We start from the raw sequence: 15,264 nt of genomic DNA, 5'->3' as shown, positions 1-15,264 counted from the left end.
TTTTTATTGTCTTTAAAGCTGTGCAAAGCTATCTACATAGTCACTTAATTTAGGAATATCGACAGCTTGTAGTCCTTGTGTGCTTCTTTGCACTAAGTTTTTCTCTACTAACTCACTCACTACACGCCTGTATGCACGCTCAGTAGTTGCAAAGCGCTCTGCTTCGGCATTTACCGTAGGATAAGCACGCAATAAAGTGGGGTTGTTATTCTCCGCACGCAATAAACAGTCTTTAGCAATGTTGTAGCTTAAGGGAAGTAACAGCTTATCTAAATTAATTTTTTGATTTTCTTGAAACTTAGCCGCAATCGTTTGCGCCGTATATAAGCTTAGCTCGGGTTTATCGAGCAATAATGAACGCCAATGTTTTAGCTCAATAAGATTATACGTGACATCACTGAAGCAAGTTACTGTGTAAATACACGGGTTATTATTCAGTGCTTCAATTTCGCCAATCAAGGTGTTATTACAGTCGAGCTGGCCAAGTAGCAGACGCCTGCCATTACCTACATCGTAACTAAACGATACAGTACCACTTCGCACCAGTACCAACTTAGTGAGTGGTTGGTCTTGCTGTATTAATATTTCTTTTTTTGATTGCTGAAAACTACTGCCGGCAAATGTCAGCAGCTGTTCAACAAGGTAACTGGAAAAATGGTATTGAAACATCAATCATGCTCTTCGGACAAATGTCCTATTTATTACACCTTAATGACGATAGCATTAAGATTAAGAATTTACGCTAACTTACCCACGCCGTTATTTATTTAATGGCGTTAAATGACCTTCATTCTACCGTGTAATGATTAAAAAATTGTGGGTAAAACCAGTATATTTTAAGGTTTTATTGGTAAGTTAGCTTTTTTATTTAAACTGCTAAGCAGCAGTTTTTAATAATGTACTAAAATTTAGCTAGTAATATTAACCTAAAGCCTAGGAGAGAACAATTGAGTTGGGAATATTTAGGTTATTTAGCATCCGTTTTACTAGTTATTTCTTTGACCATGACCGATGTAACCAAACTGCGTTGGTTTAATTTATTGGGCTGTATTGCGTTTACTTTTTACGGTACAGCAATCGGTTCTGTACCGGTGGCATTTACTAATGGCTTGTTAGCTCTGGTCAATATATATCACATTATTAAGTTATATCGTCAGTCTAGGGCTGATACAAAAAAGGGTTAACTTTTAAGTTAACCCTTTTTTGTTTTTACTCAGGCTTTGCTGAATCTTTTTGGTAACGTAATTTACCTGCTATCCACGTTTGCAATACCTGAGTTTTATAAAGCTGCTCAATAGGCACTTTAAAGTAGTCTTGATCAACCAGTATAAAGTCAGCCCATTTACCTTGCTCTAAACTACCTACTTTAAACTCTTGATGCGCTGCATACGCGCCGCCAAGGGTAAACGCACGTAATGCATCTTCTCTGCTCAATACCTCACTGGCGCGCCAACCGTTTTCAGGCAGTTGATTATGATCCATGCGCGTTATCGCAGAATATAAACCATCAAATGGGTTCGCTAGTTCGACAGGGTAATCAGATCCCGCCGCAATCGTTGAACCTTGGTTTAAAAATGTTTGCCAAGCATAAGCGCCTTGTAGTTGTTTGTTGGTTAAACGCTGCTCAGCCATATGCATGTCTGATGTGGCATGCACAGGTTGCATTGATGGAATTATTTTCAGGGTTTTAAAGCGCGGGATATCCTCTGGCGAGACTATTTGTGCATGCTCCATACGATTGCGCAGTAGTATGCCACCGGTTTGTTTAAATACATTTTGATAGGCATCTAGCACAATTTTATTTGCTCTATCGCCAATTGCATGTGTGTTAGCGCTAAAACCATTTTTAAAAGTCAGGGTAAATAATTGCTCTAGCTTTTGTTGGGTTTCAAGCATAAGGCCAAAATGGTTGGCTCTATCAGCGTATTCTTCAATAAGCGCAGCACCGCGTGACCCTAAGGCACCATCAGCATAAATTTTTACACTGCGGATAGATAAAAAGTCTTGTGAATCTTGATAACGACCGGCTTTAAGCATCATGTTTAAATCTGGGCTTGCTGCACTTAACATTGCTACAATTCTAAGCGGTAATGTGCCTAACTCGGCGCGTTGTTTGTAAACTTGCCATGTGGTTTTATCAATACCTGCATCGTGAGTTGAGGTAATGCCTAGGCTTAGTAAGTGTTTACCTGCGGCATCTAATGCATTACTGACCGATTGTGCAGACGTTGCAGGCATATGTTGAGTAACCAAGGTTTCTGCTTTATCAATAAAAATGCCGGTGGGCTTACCAAACTCATCTTTTATAATTTCTCCGCCAGCTGGGGCTGATGTATCAGCGTTAATATTGGCAAGTTCTAATGCTTTTGAGTTAACCCAAATGGCGTGACCATCTACTCGCGATAAAATAACAGGGCGATCGTTAACGACTTTGTCTAAGTCAGCGGCCGTAGGAAAGCGACTATTTGACCATAGCTCTTGGTTCCAGCCTCGACCAATGATCCAACCTTTTTTATCTTTGGCAAATTCCTTGAGTTTAGCGGTTACTTCATCTACCGACTTTGCACCGCGCACATCAAGTTGCGACAAATTATTACCTAGCCCGATGATATGTCCATGCGCATCAATGAGTCCTGGAAGTAGAGTTTTGCCTTTCGCGTCAATTAGGGTTGCACCAGGAAAGCTATTTTTTAAGTTGTCTGGACCTGTCTTAACTACTTTGCCATCTTTTATGACCAAGGCCGTAAACGTATTTACTTCGCCATGACGCATTTTTCCTTTGTATAAAGGTGAGTAGCCATTGGCATTATATATTACTTTCGTTTGTGCAATTGCCATACTAGATAAGGCGCAGAGGCTTGCTAGTAATACCGGTTTAATTAATTTATTGAGTCGCATAAGAGGTATGTTGTTATTATTTGTACTATCACAGTAGCAAACTCAAATTTAGAATACCAATAGCATAATTTATTAATAGTCGAATAAGCCCAGCTTTTAGCTAGAGCAAGCAAATTCAGGGTAGGATAGGTTGCGTGTTAACAGGAAAGAATTTGTTTAATCTTCTCAAATAAAGCCTAATTAACTAGGCTTTATTTGAGGGAGCTATTTATTTACTGGCGTACAAACTATATTCACTTAATGACAATTGTGCGTCTTTATCACGGTCGTAACTGCCAAAACGTGACCATAAAGCTGGATCACTGGCAGCTTCAGAACGAGTTAAAAAGCCATCTTGATTACGGTCAAGTTTTTCAAATTCTGAGGCAATATAGCTATTTGTCGCAAAGCTCATGCAGCTAACAACAGTAAGCGTTAGTAAAATAATATGGCGGATAGGTTTCATCTAAATACTCAGTACAAATTGGTGGTTAGATAGTTTTTAAACTCAGTTAAAGAAATTCTGTTGTCTTGATTTTCATCCCAATCTGAAAATGAGTTTAATAGCTGAGGCTGAGCAGCAAGCTCGCTGTGGGTTAAATATCCATCATTATTTTTGTCCAAGTGGTCAAAGCGTTGCTTTACATCAAGTGCGAATGCACTTTGGCTGATAAAAAGTAAAGCACCAATAAAGGGAAGCAGTATTCTCATAGTTGGCGTTCCAAGGTGTATTTTAATTGCTGCAGTATTGAAAGAAAGCACTTGCCATAATTTAACTCCCAACATTAAATCCGTTTACACACTCCCTCTGGGATTATGGCAAATGCTTTTAACTCTATAATATAAAACTTAACTTGAATCTAAACTTAAGGTTTAAAGTTTTCGAACTCTTTTTTAGAAATCATCTCGTTATTGTCTTTGTCTAAATCAGTAAATTGCTTAAGTAGCTGCTTATCTTGTTTGGCCTCAGTGAGCGATATTTGGCCGTCCATATTTTTATCTAAATGCATAAAACGTACATTTAACGACGATGCCAATGCCGTCGCGCTAATAGCTAAAAATAGTAGCGAAAAAGCACCAATTAATTGTTTCATAAATATACTCCTTTATTTTACAAACTGTTTAAATTCATCGAACGATAGTTGTCCGTCTTCATTCTTGTCTATTTGTGCAAAATTCTCATGCAGTAATGCATCTTCGCCGGCCTCTGCTTCGCTTAATGTACCGTTGCTGTCTTTATCTAGGCTGTAAAATGCTGTGTTAACATCAAGCGCAAATAAATGGCTACTCGTTAAACATAACGCTATTAAGGCAGTAGATTTTAAATAACCTTTAGTCATTCCTTGGCCTTTAAAAATTAATATTTATAAGCGTGTTACAATTATGGTGCCAGTTTTAATTTTTATTAAAAATCAATGGTTTAAATTTTCGAGTGTTTTTTAATGAGTAATATTTACCGACGGTTGTGTGTTTTATGCAACATTTTCTTAGTTAGAATTTTTTACTATTTTTAAATCAAGTGTTTAACTTGTCGCAATTGTGCGACATTGCAACGATTTTGCTCTCAAAAATGTATTTGGTTCAGCGAGTGTATAAGTTGAGCGCTTAATAATAGAGCGCTTAAAAGTAGTAAAGGATTAGTGTATGCCTGCAATCATGGCTGAAAAATATAAAGCATTGGTAAACTGGCGTCCTAATTTGATTGGCCAGTTTGTAATGAGCATGCTGTTGTCACTCTTGCCTTTGTCTATTGTGGTTATTGTATTTTTAAATGTATTGAATAAACAATTAGCGGTCACACAGCAAATTGTCAGTAATAACTACCAAGTAACCAAGTCGTTTAATGCACTTAAACAAGAGCTCAATAGTTTAGAAAGGGCAACAAGGCAAAACTGGGTTTTAAAAAGCGATTCACTCGATAAACTTATCGTGGATAAATGGCAGTCATCGCTGGACAATATAAATGAGCTTAAACAGCTTTCTAGCAGCCAACAAAGTACTCAACAATGGCAACGGTTAACAGATACGCTAAAAGCAGCGCATACCAAACTGGTGGTTGAAGCTCGTGAGCAAGCAGAGTTGTTTGTGCCAATTAGTGAAATACTGGCAGATCTAACAATGTGGTTGCGCGAAACCAATGAAGCCAAAATCACTCAAAACCAAATTAAACTGACAAATTTACAAGCCTCCTTTATAAACTGGTTAGTGGCACTTACGCCTTTAACCTTACTTGTTGGCGGTGGGTTTTTATGGCGGATAAGTGGCCGTTTAAAAGGTTTAACCTCCGTTATTGATAAATTAGGCCAAGGAGATTGGCAGCAAAAAATATCAGTGCAGGGATCAGCTGAACTCATAGAGTTAGGTAACAAGTTGCAGTGGGTGCAAGCGCAGCTGCATATGTTAGAACAACAAAAAGATACATTTTTACGCCACGTTACTCACGAATTAAAAACCCCTTTGGCCTCTATGGTTGAGGGCACTGAATTACTAGCCGATGAAATCGTTGGCCCCATCAATAATGAGCAAAAAGCAGTGCTTGGGTTAATCAGTCAATCTATGGTGAGATTACGCACTATGATAGACAGCTTGTTAAGTTATAACGCGATTCGAACTAGTAAAGATAATGTTAGTGAAGTGGAATTTAACCAGCTAATAAAAAAGGTAAGTAATCATTTTGAACATAGGTTAAATGCACGAGAGCAGTCGCTTATTTGGCACAATAGCTTACCGACAGTTGCACTTAATTTACCGAGAGAATTAATTGAAATGATTTTAATTCAGTTAATTTCCAATGGCTTAAAGTTTTCTCAGCCAAACCAAGTCGTTACTATTAGCTTGAGTCTAGAAAATAACGGCCTAATTATACAGGTCGCTGATGAGGGCTGTGGTATTAAAGAGCATGAAAAAGAATATGTTTTTGGCGCTTTTTATCAAGGTAAACACAGTAAAGAGATTAGTCTTCAAGGCAGTGGTTTAGGCCTTACCATAGTAAAAGAGTCGGTTGAACAGTTACAGGGTAAGTTAACTATTGAGCATAATGAGCCGCAAGGCTGTCGATTTAACATTGTCATCCCCTATAAAAATAAAGGAGTTAAATAATATGTCTGCGCGTTTAATGGCTATTTTATGGCTAACCAGCAGTCTCGTTTTTTTATCTGGGTGTGAATTAACAAACACTCAAACACCAGCTAAACCTGAGCTAATAGCTCAAACTCAGCCCGATAATAAAAGCAACCAGCCCAATCCAAAGCCGCGGCCAAAACTAGATCTTATGTATCCGCCCGCAGCGCAAGTTATTGCATGGCATGCCCATCAGTGTGGTGGCTTTAAATTAACGCCTGACAATAAAACTTACTTAGGGGAGCAAGCACTTAAGGCATTTTTTAATACCGCATGCGTCAACCTTAGTCGCGACCCTGATACTGTTATGAGTCAATTGCTTAAGCTAGATCAAGCTTACTATTGGCCAGACGATATAAAACACTATTTATGGCTGCAAAAGCAGCAGGTATTAATGCAAATAAATGCAAAAAAACAACAACAAGCATTAAACGCTGAAATGCAAAAAACCTTATCGTCATTAGCTGCAATTGAACAGCAACTTTTATTACGTGAAGAAACGAAGGAGCAGTAGCTATGTCAGTCACACTTCCATCAAGCGCTAAAGTGTTACTCGTTGATGACGATGCCAGCTTACTGCAGTTACTGGCAATTCGAATTCAATCAAAAGGTTATGAAGTAACAACCTGTGATAGTGGCATGAATGCATTACAAATACTTAAAAGCCAAGTATTTGATGCGGTGATCACCGATTTAAGAATGGATGAAATGGATGGAATGGCACTGCACCGACAATTGCAAAGCCGCTACCCAGCACTACCTGTAATTATGATGACGGCTCATGGTTCAATTCCTGATGCGGTAGAGGCGACTAAGCAAGGTATTTTTGCCTTTATTACTAAGCCAGTTGATAAAGATGAGCTATTCGATAGCTTAGCTAAAGCCATAGAAATACATGGGGTGAATAATGATGATATTACTCCGCAAAGCAATATTGTTACTCGCAGTGGCGCAATGCTGCATTTGCTAGAGCAAGTTAAATTACTAGGCCCTACTCAGGTAAATGTACTTATCTCTGGTGCTAGTGGTACGGGTAAGGAGCTGCTTGCACAGGCAATTCATCAGCACAGCCATGTTAGTGATGGCCCATTTGTGGCTATTAACTGTGGGGCCGTGCCTAGTGAGCTATTAGAATCAGAGCTATTTGGTCACAAAAAAGGCGCATTTACAGGGGCGGTAAAAGATCACCAAGGTCTGTTTCAGCAAGCGCAAGGGGGAACCTTATTTCTAGATGAAATTGGTGATATGCCGCTAAATTTACAAGTTAAGTTATTACGCGTGCTGCAAGAAAAAACCATTCGCCCAGTCGGTTTTCAAGAAGAAATCCCCATTAATGTGCGAATTGTTTCAGCGACCCATAAAAACTTGCCTGAAGCTATTAACAATCAAGAGTTTAGAGAAGATTTATATTATCGTTTAAACGTAGTAAATCTCAAACTACCTCCGCTGCGAGAACGCCGTGAAGATATTAGCTTATTAGCTAACTTTTTTAGCGCTAATATTGCAAAACGTATGGAGCAAAAAGAAAAACGTTTTGCAAACGATGCCATGCATGCATTGGTAAGGTATGATTGGCCAGGTAATATTCGTCAATTACAAAATGTAGTGGAGCAGGTGGTTGCCTTAACACCAAGTGACGTTATATCTGAACATTTAGTGCTTAGCGCGTTAAATAGCAATGAAAATAACGTTGAGCCACTTTCGCTTAACGACGCTAAAAAAGAGTTTGAGCGAGATTACGTTATCAATACCCTGAAAATGGCAGGGGGTAATGTGGCCGAAGGTGCCAAGCTTGCCAAGCGTAATCGTTCTGATTTTTATAAGCTGATTAAAAAGCATGAAATTGACGTAGATAGCTTAATGTAATTTTAAAAAAGGAAGTGAGCATGCAGTTATTTATGGTGTATTTAGGTGGGCGTATTCAAGGTTGCCACATAGAAATGCACGACGTACGTTTTGTGGTTGGTCAAAACATTGAGCAAACTTATAGCAAGCTTAAAAGTCAGTGGGTAGGCGACAAACATAGCGTACACATGGATAGCTACATGGCGGTTAATCACATTGATGGTTATAAAGTCGAGGTAGTTGATAGTTATGTAGAGCAAAATAAGCAGCTTTATTTTGTTAACTTAGGTGCTTACAGAAGCGACTCACTAGCAGAGCAACACGACTTTGCTTTGTATGTTGCCAGCAGTAGTGAAGAAGCAAAACAGCGCGCTAAAAATGATTTACTCGCAGGGCTTAGCCATCTACATAAAGATGATTTACATGATGTTGATGATTGCTTTGCTATAGATTTACTCGATAGCCAGCTTAATATTAAACTAACCCCAAGTGGTCAAGCACAAACAATTAAACCTGACTGGTTTGGTTATCATGTATTATAATAAATGAGGATTTTTTAAGTTTATTAGGACGTTGTGTGAAAAAGTATGCGTTTATACTTTTGCTAGTTGGCTTAAGTGGCTGTAAATCACTGTCGGGTTTACCGCCCGTTGTTGATTTAAATAAACTGGTAAAGCAAGTAAAAAACGATCCTACTGACGTGGTTGCAATTCACAAGCAAGCACAAAAAACACACCGTTCTATTAAGGCACAGGTTGGTAGCGTAAAACAGCTTTTAGCCGCATTAGAAAGCGTTGTTGGGCGCAAGTGGGGTAAACAAAACACTCAGCAACCTAGTGCCAAAAAATACGTAAAATACAGTAATGATTACCAAGCTCGTGCCATTATTGATTTTGAGCAAGGCACTGTAAAAGTAGAAACCATCGCGTTAAAAAATACAATAAGCTTGTTACAGCAGGCCATTGTTATGACCTTACTGACCTCTAGCGATCCCGATAAAACAGATATTTTTACCAGCGAAGCGCCAATTTTAGAAGGCGAGCCGTTTTTATACCAACAAGTGCTCGATCAAGATAAGTTACCCATAAAATATAGCTGGCGTGCTAATCGATTTGCGCGTTATTTAGTAAATAATAACTTAAAAAAGCAACGTCAATATGGGCACGTTATTTCGTCGGTTAGTTTTGATTTAGTCGAGCAAAATGCCCATTTAAGAAAACAAAAATACAGTGACTATGTGCTGGCGGCTGCAAAAAAATATCAAATATCAGCAGCACTTATTTATGCCATTATTGAAACCGAAAGTAGCTTTAATCCACATGCGGTGAGTTCATCCAATGCCTATGGATTAATGCAAGTGATCCCGGCTACCGCAGGGCGCGATGTATACCAAAAAATAAAAAAAGTACCTGGGCAACCAACCAAAGCTGTATTGTTTAATCCAAAATATAATATTGATATTGGCAGCGCCTATTTAAGTATTTTAAAAAATAACTACTTAAACAAAATTAGTACCGACAAAAGTAAGCACTTTGCCATGATCTCGTCTTATAACGGCGGGGCGGGTAATGTACTGCGCATATTTAATAAAAATAGAAGTGTGGCGTTTTCACAAATAAATCAGCTTACTGCAAGCCAGTTTTATAATATTCTCACCACTAAGCACTCACGTGCAGAATCAAGACGCTATTTATACAAAGTCATTAAAGCAGAAAAAAACTATCAGTAACTTATTTACTCATCATTTTCTTGTTGTTCACTTTTGGCTGCCATTTTAAAGGCTACTATTACTAAGCCAAACATAGCAAATGGGATTGCAGCTAACAAATACTCAACCAAATGGCTGTCTTGAAAATTAGCCTGCAGCAAGAAATGCCCTGCAACACACATAATAATAACCACCAAAAGGATGGGCAGTAACATAAGTTCTTTTTTTGCTGAGTGGTTTTTCATTCGCTGTTAGGTATTAAAAAATAATGCACTATTGTAATGAGCTTACTAAAGCTTGGCAAACAACGCTGATTTTTAAATTGCGATTAGGTATGATTAACATCAAAGAAAACCTTAAAAGTAGTGGTTGGGGATAAAGTGCAACAAAGCTTAAAGCAAGTTTACCTAGTTGGCGGAGCAGTACGAGATAAACTGCTAAACATACAATCAAAAGATAACGATTACGTTGTTATTGGTGAAACGCCAGAGGTTATGGAAGCGCTTGGGTTTTTACCTATTGGCAGTGATTTTCCCGTTTACTTGCACCCAAAAACCAAAGAAGAATATGCACTAGGGCGCACTGAGCGTAAAAGTGGTAAAGGTTATACCGGCTTTGTGGTGGATGCCAGCCCAAACGTAACTCTTGAAGAAGATTTAGCACGCCGAGATTTAACCATTAACTCTATGGCACTAGATGAAAACGGCACTATTATTGACCCTTTTAATGGTCAAGCTGATTTAAAAAATAAAATACTGCGCCATACCACCCAGGCATTTGTAGAAGACCCTGTTCGGGTATTACGTATTGCCCGTTTTTTAGCCCGTTATGGTAGTGAATGGTCTATTCATCCAAGTACTACTGCATTAATGCAGGAGCTTAAAAATAAAGGCGAGCTGGAACATTTAGTGCCAGAGCGAGTTTGGCTTGAAACAGAAAAAGCGCTTGGTGAAAAGCATCCAGAGCTTTATTTTCAAGCATTAGATGGCTTAGGTATTTTTCCTGAAATTGAACAGATGAAAAACACTCCGCAGCCAGCAAATCATCATCCCGAGGGCGATGTTTTTGTCCATACTATGTTAGTCCTTAGACGAGCAGCCGATTTAAACTTTAACCTAGAAACCCGGTTTGCTGCTTTAACTCATGATTTTGGTAAAGCGCTCAGTTACAAAAAACAGGGGAATTTACGCGGCCATGAACGTGAAGGGGTTGCTGTGGTTGAGGCCTTTTGTGAGCGGCTAAAAGTGCCTAATCGCTTTCGCGATATCGGCGTGCTCACCAGCGATAACCATACCCTTTGTCACACGCTTGAACAATTAAGGCCGCAAACCATTCATAAATTAATCGTCACTAATTTAAATGCACTAGTGCACCCAGAGCGTTTTATTGCCTTTACTCAAGCGTGCCAGTGTGATGCACAAGGACGAGGCGAAACGCTAGTGGATAAGCCCTATCCACAAGCCGCTAAATTACGTGCTATTCACAACGAACTACAAAAAATGGATAAAAAACAGATAGTGCAAGACGCGCTTAAAAGCGGCAAAAAGGGCCCTGAAATAGGCGAAACGGTCAAGCAGGCAGAAATAGACTGTATTAAAGCGTTTTTACAGCTTAATGGCTAACTTGTAAGGTTTGTGTAGTTAAGCACTACGAGCTAAAACCTCAGCTTGCATGGCTTGTTTATTACTTACCTTGTGCTTTTTAGTCGCGCCCTGTTGAGCATGGTTATTGGCTGCATTAGGACGATATAAATCGAGAATAAACTCTATTTCTTCGGGTTCTAGTAACTCTTTCATTTTGACTCCTCCTAGGTGAGTAGACTAAGACTGAGCGAATGAATTAAAAGTGAATCGTTACACTTGAGTGTGAATTAAATTGTAACTGCAAAGCTTTAAAATAAAGCGGTTTATAATTAAACCGCTTTTTGTTTAATTATTTAAAGGCAGGTTCACGGTAAACACCACACCATTGTCTTGCTCATTATTGTGTGCTGTTACTGTACCGTTATGGTAATCACACACCAACCTGACAATATAAAGTCCTAAACCTAAATGCGGTTGTTGCTGCATTTGCTGGCTGCGCACCGAAACCATAGAATCAAAAATATGTTCAGTAAGCCCCTCAGGCAATAAAGTACCTGTATTACTTACTGTTAATGTTGCTTTGTTTTCGCTTTGCTTCAGACTGACTTCAATCGCGGTGTTGGCTTCACTAAATTCCAAGGCATTATTAATTAGCTTATCGAGCAGTTGCGCGATAAATTCAGGGGCACCTTGCATTGGCAGTGTGCTTTGGCAAATGTTGAGTGTAAATAACTGGTTAGGGTAAGTAAGTTGGTAGCCCTGCATACAACCACTAATCACTTTTTGTAAATCAAACGGCTCAGACTCATTACTTTGAATGCTTTGCTCAAGGCGGGTGGCTTCACTCATAGTGGTAATTATTTTCCCTAAACGCTCAACCCCTTCGCTGGCACGTTCAAGGTATTTTTGACTCAGTTCACTTTGCTGCAAGCTTTGTAAGTTTTCAAGAGATGAACGGACAACCGCAACCGGTGTGCGCAGCTCGTGAGATAAGCGCGACGACATATTTTCTAAATAATCGGTATAGCCACCAAGTCGGCTCACTATATTTGAAAAGCTACGCGACAGGTCGCCAATTTCGTCATTGGCATCGCTGTAATTTATATGACCTGTTACTCGTCCTTGCGCATCAATGGCTTGCTCTGCTGTGTCTCGCAGTCGCCTAATACGGCTTGATATACGTGAGGCAAAAAAGAATAAAGTCACAGTACCAATCAGCATAACCGCCAAAATCACATTAAACAGTTTTTCCAGCGATTTATTACGCAGTGTGCGCACGCCATTGGTGGTTTCTTCGGCTATAACAGCCCCAATAACCTTATCCTCAATCCAAATAGGATACGCGGCCGATAAAATCACCGCTTTATTGTCGGGGGTGAGTCGCCACGACGAGGCCGGTTGACCTTTCAGTGCTTTGGCTAAATGAGCGCCTTGCATTGAAGCTACATCGTGTAAGGTATCTATAAATTCATCTTCAGGACGCGTTAAAATTTTATAATACAAAGGATGTAAATAGGCTTGTTCAAAGCGCTGCCATGCGGTTTTTGGCGCTTGATTTTTTAGCCCATCGGCCCATACGCCATCGGCATTTTGAATACTGCCCGATTGCGCTAATACACGGTGATGATTATCGACCACCCATATGCGACTGCCGCTGTGTCCCATGCCTTTTAATATACGGTTTATTTCAGGGGAGGGCACCAGTACCGAACCTAAATCATTCGGGTTATTTAAGTTCGATGTAGACATTATACTAGGGGTTTGGTTTGGTTGTTTACTATCAACATCGGCAATGGCAAATCCCAGTTTATTGCCAAGCATACTCAAAGGAAAGCGCAGCTCAAGGTTGTAACCAGTGTCAGTTTTTTTAAAGAAACCCTGAATTTTAGTAAAAGGCATTTTACTGTTGGCATCAAATGCGTTGACCCAGCCATCTTGGCGCGGAGCAATAATATAAGTATTAAATTGTCCATCAGGGTTTTTTAGGCCAATTTTTATGTAATCGTTATTGGTAATGCTGAGGCTGTTTTTAGCACGGTAAATTACAGTGTCATCTGTGACTTTAAATACAGCATATAAGTAATTATCAAACTTACCTACCATGTGGCTAAATGATAAGTTGCTCAGTGGATGGTTATCATTGGCTGTTTGTAAGTAGCGTTTGTCATAAAGCCAAAATAGCGATTGGTAAGCGTCCCAGTCGCTGAGTTTGCCATCGAGTTGAATTGGACTATTTAAATTATAAGCATAGAGATCGCGGCCTTTTACAACTTGCTCTAAAAAGTTGGTTTGTTCGTCAAATAAAGCGGGGCGTTCGTGCAGGGCCGTTGCCAGTGCGCGTGTAGTACCTACGAGCGTTTTTTCTTGACCTTGGCGTAAAAACTTTTCCATTTCCCATACGTATTCGTAGCCTAACCATGGCAACAAAAACAAAAAGCATGAAAGTAGAATAAATTTACTGCGTAGGCCAAATCTTAGCATGTGGGTTGCTCCCACCTGTAACCCATGCCATACACGGTATCAATGCAGTCAAACTGGCTATCGAGTGCTATAAACTTTTTGCGAATGCGTTTTACATGAGAGGTAATGGTGCTGTCGTCTACATAAATTTTAGCATCGCTCATTAACTCATTACGGCTTTTAACGTGGCCAGGTCGTTGGGCGAGTGAATGCAGCATCCAAAACTCAGTTACGGTTAAATCAACCAACTGTTGCTGCCAAAGCACCTGCATGCGTTGCGTGTCGAGTGTTAGTTGACCGCGAATTATTAATGCGTTGGCATCGGCGGGTTGCTCTAATGCTTCCATGCGGCGAAATAGCGCACCAATACGCGCGGCTAAATGCGCTAAGCTAATATCTTTGGTTAAGTAGTCATCGGCTCCCATGCGCAGGCCGCATACGGTGTCTATTTCGCTGTCGCGAGCGGTTAAAAAAATAATTGGTAAGGTTTTAGAAAGTGAACGCAGTGTTTGGCACAGTAAAAAGCCGCCATCTATTTCATGGCCTAAGCCAATATCAACAATGGCTAAATCGGGGAGTGCTTCTTTAAAAGCTACTTCTGCTTGAGGGCGGTTTTCATAACCACTTACCTGATAGCCTTGAGCGCTCAGCATTTCTATGTAGTTTTCGCGAATGGCAGTTTCATCTTCAACGATAGCTATTTTTTTCATTTTTTAATTACTCATATTGACTTAGGCGCACTATAGCGAAGTTTTTGCGCTAAGTAAGGTTAAAAACACAATTGCCATTTTTTTGCCACAATTGCTCAGCAGTTTGCCATTTTTACTCCCCTTTATTGCCACTTCATGGTGTTTTAATACAGCTATTGAAATTACCAATACAAAGCAAGTGCCAACCAATAGCTTGCCAACCATTATTAATAGTAAGGAATAGACCATGAAGAAAACATTAATCGCACTCACACTTGTTAGCACTTTTTGTACACCAGTATTTGCTGCGGATACCCCATCAAAAGAAGCAAAAAAAGAAACAATTGTTGGCCTGAGCACCGGTGCCATTATTGGTGGTGTTGTTGGTGGGCCAATCGGCGCGTTTGTAGGCGCATTTGCTGGTGGTTTGATTGGCGATGCCAAGGTGGCTGAGCAAACCATTGCTGAGCAGCAGCAAGCTTTAACTGTAATGGCAGAGAAAACCAACGACTACCAGCATGTAATTAATCATAACAGTCACCTAGAGGCGCAACTTGAACTACTGGCGCAACAAAATGAGCAACTAACCCAATCACAACTTAATAATTTATTGGCGATGACAGTGCAATTTAAAACAGGCTCTAGCGATATTGCTCCTCATTTTGCCAAGCAGCTTGATCAATTGGTAGCGTTATTAAAAAGCCAACCGCAACTCGCACTCGATTTAAGTGGCTTTGCCGATCAGCGCGGTGCAGAGCAAGCAAATTTATTACTCTCAAAAGCCAGAGTAAACGCCGTACAAAGTTACTTAATTAAACAGGGGGTTAGCCATACACGTTTAAGCGCACAAGCGTTTGGCGAGCAGCAAAGCATAGCAAACAGTAACACCCTTGAAGATAACTTTTTTGACAGACGCGTTACTCTCACTACCCGTGCGCTAAATCAAACGACTGACCAAACAGCAAGCAATTAACAGCGTGTG

General features: G+C 39.9%; 18 protein-coding genes. 8 read left to right on the top strand and 10 right to left on the bottom strand.

Going from position 1 to position 15,264, the window contains the following annotated elements; all coding sequences use genetic code 11:
• Nucleotides 1-12: 12 nt before the first annotated feature.
• Nucleotides 13-669 (bottom strand): cyclic nucleotide-binding domain-containing protein, encoded by a 657-nt coding sequence (locus QMA00_RS03760; protein WP_076920719.1) that lies wholly within the window; start codon nt 667-669, stop codon nt 13-15.
• Between the two features lie 278 nt (nt 670-947).
• On the opposite strand from QMA00_RS03760, the gene QMA00_RS03755 reads away from it, so the two are divergent.
• On the top strand, nt 948-1,184 hold the full coding sequence (locus QMA00_RS03755; RefSeq protein WP_010387650.1) for a YgjV family protein: 237 nt from the start codon (nt 948-950) through the stop codon (nt 1,182-1,184).
• A 25-nt stretch (nt 1,185-1,209) separates the two neighbouring features.
• On the opposite strand, the gene QMA00_RS03750 is transcribed toward QMA00_RS03755, so the two are convergent.
• From QMA00_RS03750 to QMA00_RS03730, 5 genes are all read right to left on the bottom strand, one after another.
• The gene (locus tag QMA00_RS03750) at nt 1,210-2,898 is read right to left on the bottom strand and encodes an amidohydrolase (protein WP_076920717.1); all 1,689 of its coding nucleotides are present in this window, start codon (nt 2,896-2,898) and stop codon (nt 1,210-1,212) included.
• Between the two features lie 208 nt (nt 2,899-3,106).
• Nucleotides 3,107-3,343 (bottom strand): calcium-binding protein, encoded by a 237-nt coding sequence (locus QMA00_RS03745; RefSeq protein ID WP_076920715.1) that lies wholly within the window; start codon nt 3,341-3,343, stop codon nt 3,107-3,109.
• A gap of 8 nt (nt 3,344-3,351) precedes the next feature.
• Nucleotides 3,352-3,588: an EF-hand domain-containing protein gene (locus QMA00_RS03740; RefSeq protein WP_076920757.1), complete on the bottom strand. Its 237-nt coding sequence runs from the start codon at nt 3,586-3,588 to the stop codon at nt 3,352-3,354.
• 155 nt (nt 3,589-3,743) lie between these two features.
• Entirely contained in the window at nt 3,744-3,971 is a 228-nt protein-coding gene (locus tag QMA00_RS03735; RefSeq protein WP_008111149.1) for a hypothetical protein, read from the bottom strand.
• Nucleotides 3,972-3,983: 12 nt separating this feature from the next.
• The gene (locus QMA00_RS03730) at nt 3,984-4,217 is read right to left on the bottom strand and encodes an EF-hand domain-containing protein (protein WP_076920714.1); all 234 of its coding nucleotides are present in this window, start codon (nt 4,215-4,217) and stop codon (nt 3,984-3,986) included.
• Nucleotides 4,218-4,521: 304 nt separating this feature from the next.
• Between QMA00_RS03730 and QMA00_RS03725 the strand changes: the two genes are divergently transcribed.
• The 5 genes from QMA00_RS03725 to QMA00_RS03705 are packed head-to-tail and all read left to right on the top strand — an operon-like array spanning nt 4,522 to nt 9,571.
• Entirely contained in the window at nt 4,522-5,976 is a 1,455-nt protein-coding gene (locus tag QMA00_RS03725; RefSeq protein ID WP_076920712.1) for a HAMP domain-containing sensor histidine kinase, read from the top strand.
• Between the two features lies 1 nt (nt 5,977).
• A complete protein-coding gene (locus QMA00_RS03720; protein WP_054201834.1) occupies nt 5,978-6,511 on the top strand; it encodes a hypothetical protein in 534 nt (177 codons plus the stop codon).
• Between the two features lie 2 nt (nt 6,512-6,513).
• Complete coding sequence (locus QMA00_RS03715; RefSeq protein WP_076920711.1) at nt 6,514-7,863, top strand: sigma 54-interacting transcriptional regulator; 1,350 nt, start codon at nt 6,514-6,516, stop codon at nt 7,861-7,863.
• Nucleotides 7,864-7,883: 20 nt separating this feature from the next.
• Nucleotides 7,884-8,384 carry a DUF1543 domain-containing protein gene (locus QMA00_RS03710; RefSeq protein WP_076920710.1) on the top strand — a complete coding sequence of 167 codons (501 nt, stop codon included), beginning with the start codon at nt 7,884-7,886 and terminating at the stop codon, nt 8,382-8,384.
• Nucleotides 8,385-8,419: 35 nt separating this feature from the next.
• Nucleotides 8,420-9,571 carry a murein transglycosylase domain-containing protein gene (locus QMA00_RS03705; RefSeq protein WP_076920708.1) on the top strand — a complete coding sequence of 384 codons (1,152 nt, stop codon included), beginning with the start codon at nt 8,420-8,422 and terminating at the stop codon, nt 9,569-9,571.
• Between the two features lie 5 nt (nt 9,572-9,576).
• Here QMA00_RS03705 and QMA00_RS03700 read toward each other — a convergent pair whose 3' ends face one another.
• Nucleotides 9,577-9,795 carry a hypothetical protein gene (locus QMA00_RS03700; RefSeq protein ID WP_036981490.1) on the bottom strand — a complete coding sequence of 73 codons (219 nt, stop codon included), beginning with the start codon at nt 9,793-9,795 and terminating at the stop codon, nt 9,577-9,579.
• 135 nt (nt 9,796-9,930) lie between these two features.
• Between QMA00_RS03700 and QMA00_RS03695 the strand changes: the two genes are divergently transcribed.
• On the top strand, nt 9,931-11,172 hold the full coding sequence (locus tag QMA00_RS03695; RefSeq protein ID WP_076920707.1) for a multifunctional CCA addition/repair protein: 1,242 nt from the start codon (nt 9,931-9,933) through the stop codon (nt 11,170-11,172).
• 18 nt (nt 11,173-11,190) lie between these two features.
• On the opposite strand, the gene QMA00_RS03690 is transcribed toward QMA00_RS03695, so the two are convergent.
• The 3 genes from QMA00_RS03690 to pdsR all read right to left on the bottom strand — a co-directional run bounded on the left by QMA00_RS03690 (nt 11,191) and on the right by pdsR (nt 14,303).
• On the bottom strand, nt 11,191-11,346 hold the full coding sequence (locus tag QMA00_RS03690) for a hypothetical protein (protein WP_175610026.1): 156 nt from the start codon (nt 11,344-11,346) through the stop codon (nt 11,191-11,193).
• 132 nt (nt 11,347-11,478) lie between these two features.
• Nucleotides 11,479-13,614 (bottom strand): proteobacterial dedicated sortase system histidine kinase, encoded by a 2,136-nt coding sequence (pdsS, locus tag QMA00_RS03685; RefSeq protein ID WP_076920706.1) that lies wholly within the window; start codon nt 13,612-13,614, stop codon nt 11,479-11,481.
• Nucleotides 13,608-14,303, bottom strand: coding sequence for a proteobacterial dedicated sortase system response regulator (gene pdsR, locus QMA00_RS03680; RefSeq protein ID WP_008111124.1), 696 nt, complete (start codon nt 14,301-14,303; stop codon nt 13,608-13,610). Before pdsR ends, pdsS begins: the two co-directional genes overlap by 7 nt.
• Before the next feature lie 226 nt (nt 14,304-14,529).
• Between pdsR and pdsO the strand changes: the two genes are divergently transcribed.
• Nucleotides 14,530-15,255 (top strand): sortase-associated OmpA-like protein PdsO, encoded by a 726-nt coding sequence (pdsO, locus tag QMA00_RS03675; protein ID WP_076918360.1) that lies wholly within the window; start codon nt 14,530-14,532, stop codon nt 15,253-15,255.
• Nucleotides 15,256-15,264 lie beyond the last annotated feature (9 nt).

The organism is Pseudoalteromonas sp. APC 3694 (genome assembly GCF_030407565.1).
Lineage (GTDB): Bacteria > Pseudomonadota > Gammaproteobacteria > Enterobacterales > Alteromonadaceae > Pseudoalteromonas > Pseudoalteromonas tetraodonis.
This window is presented reverse-complemented; position numbering and strand designations above follow the sequence as displayed.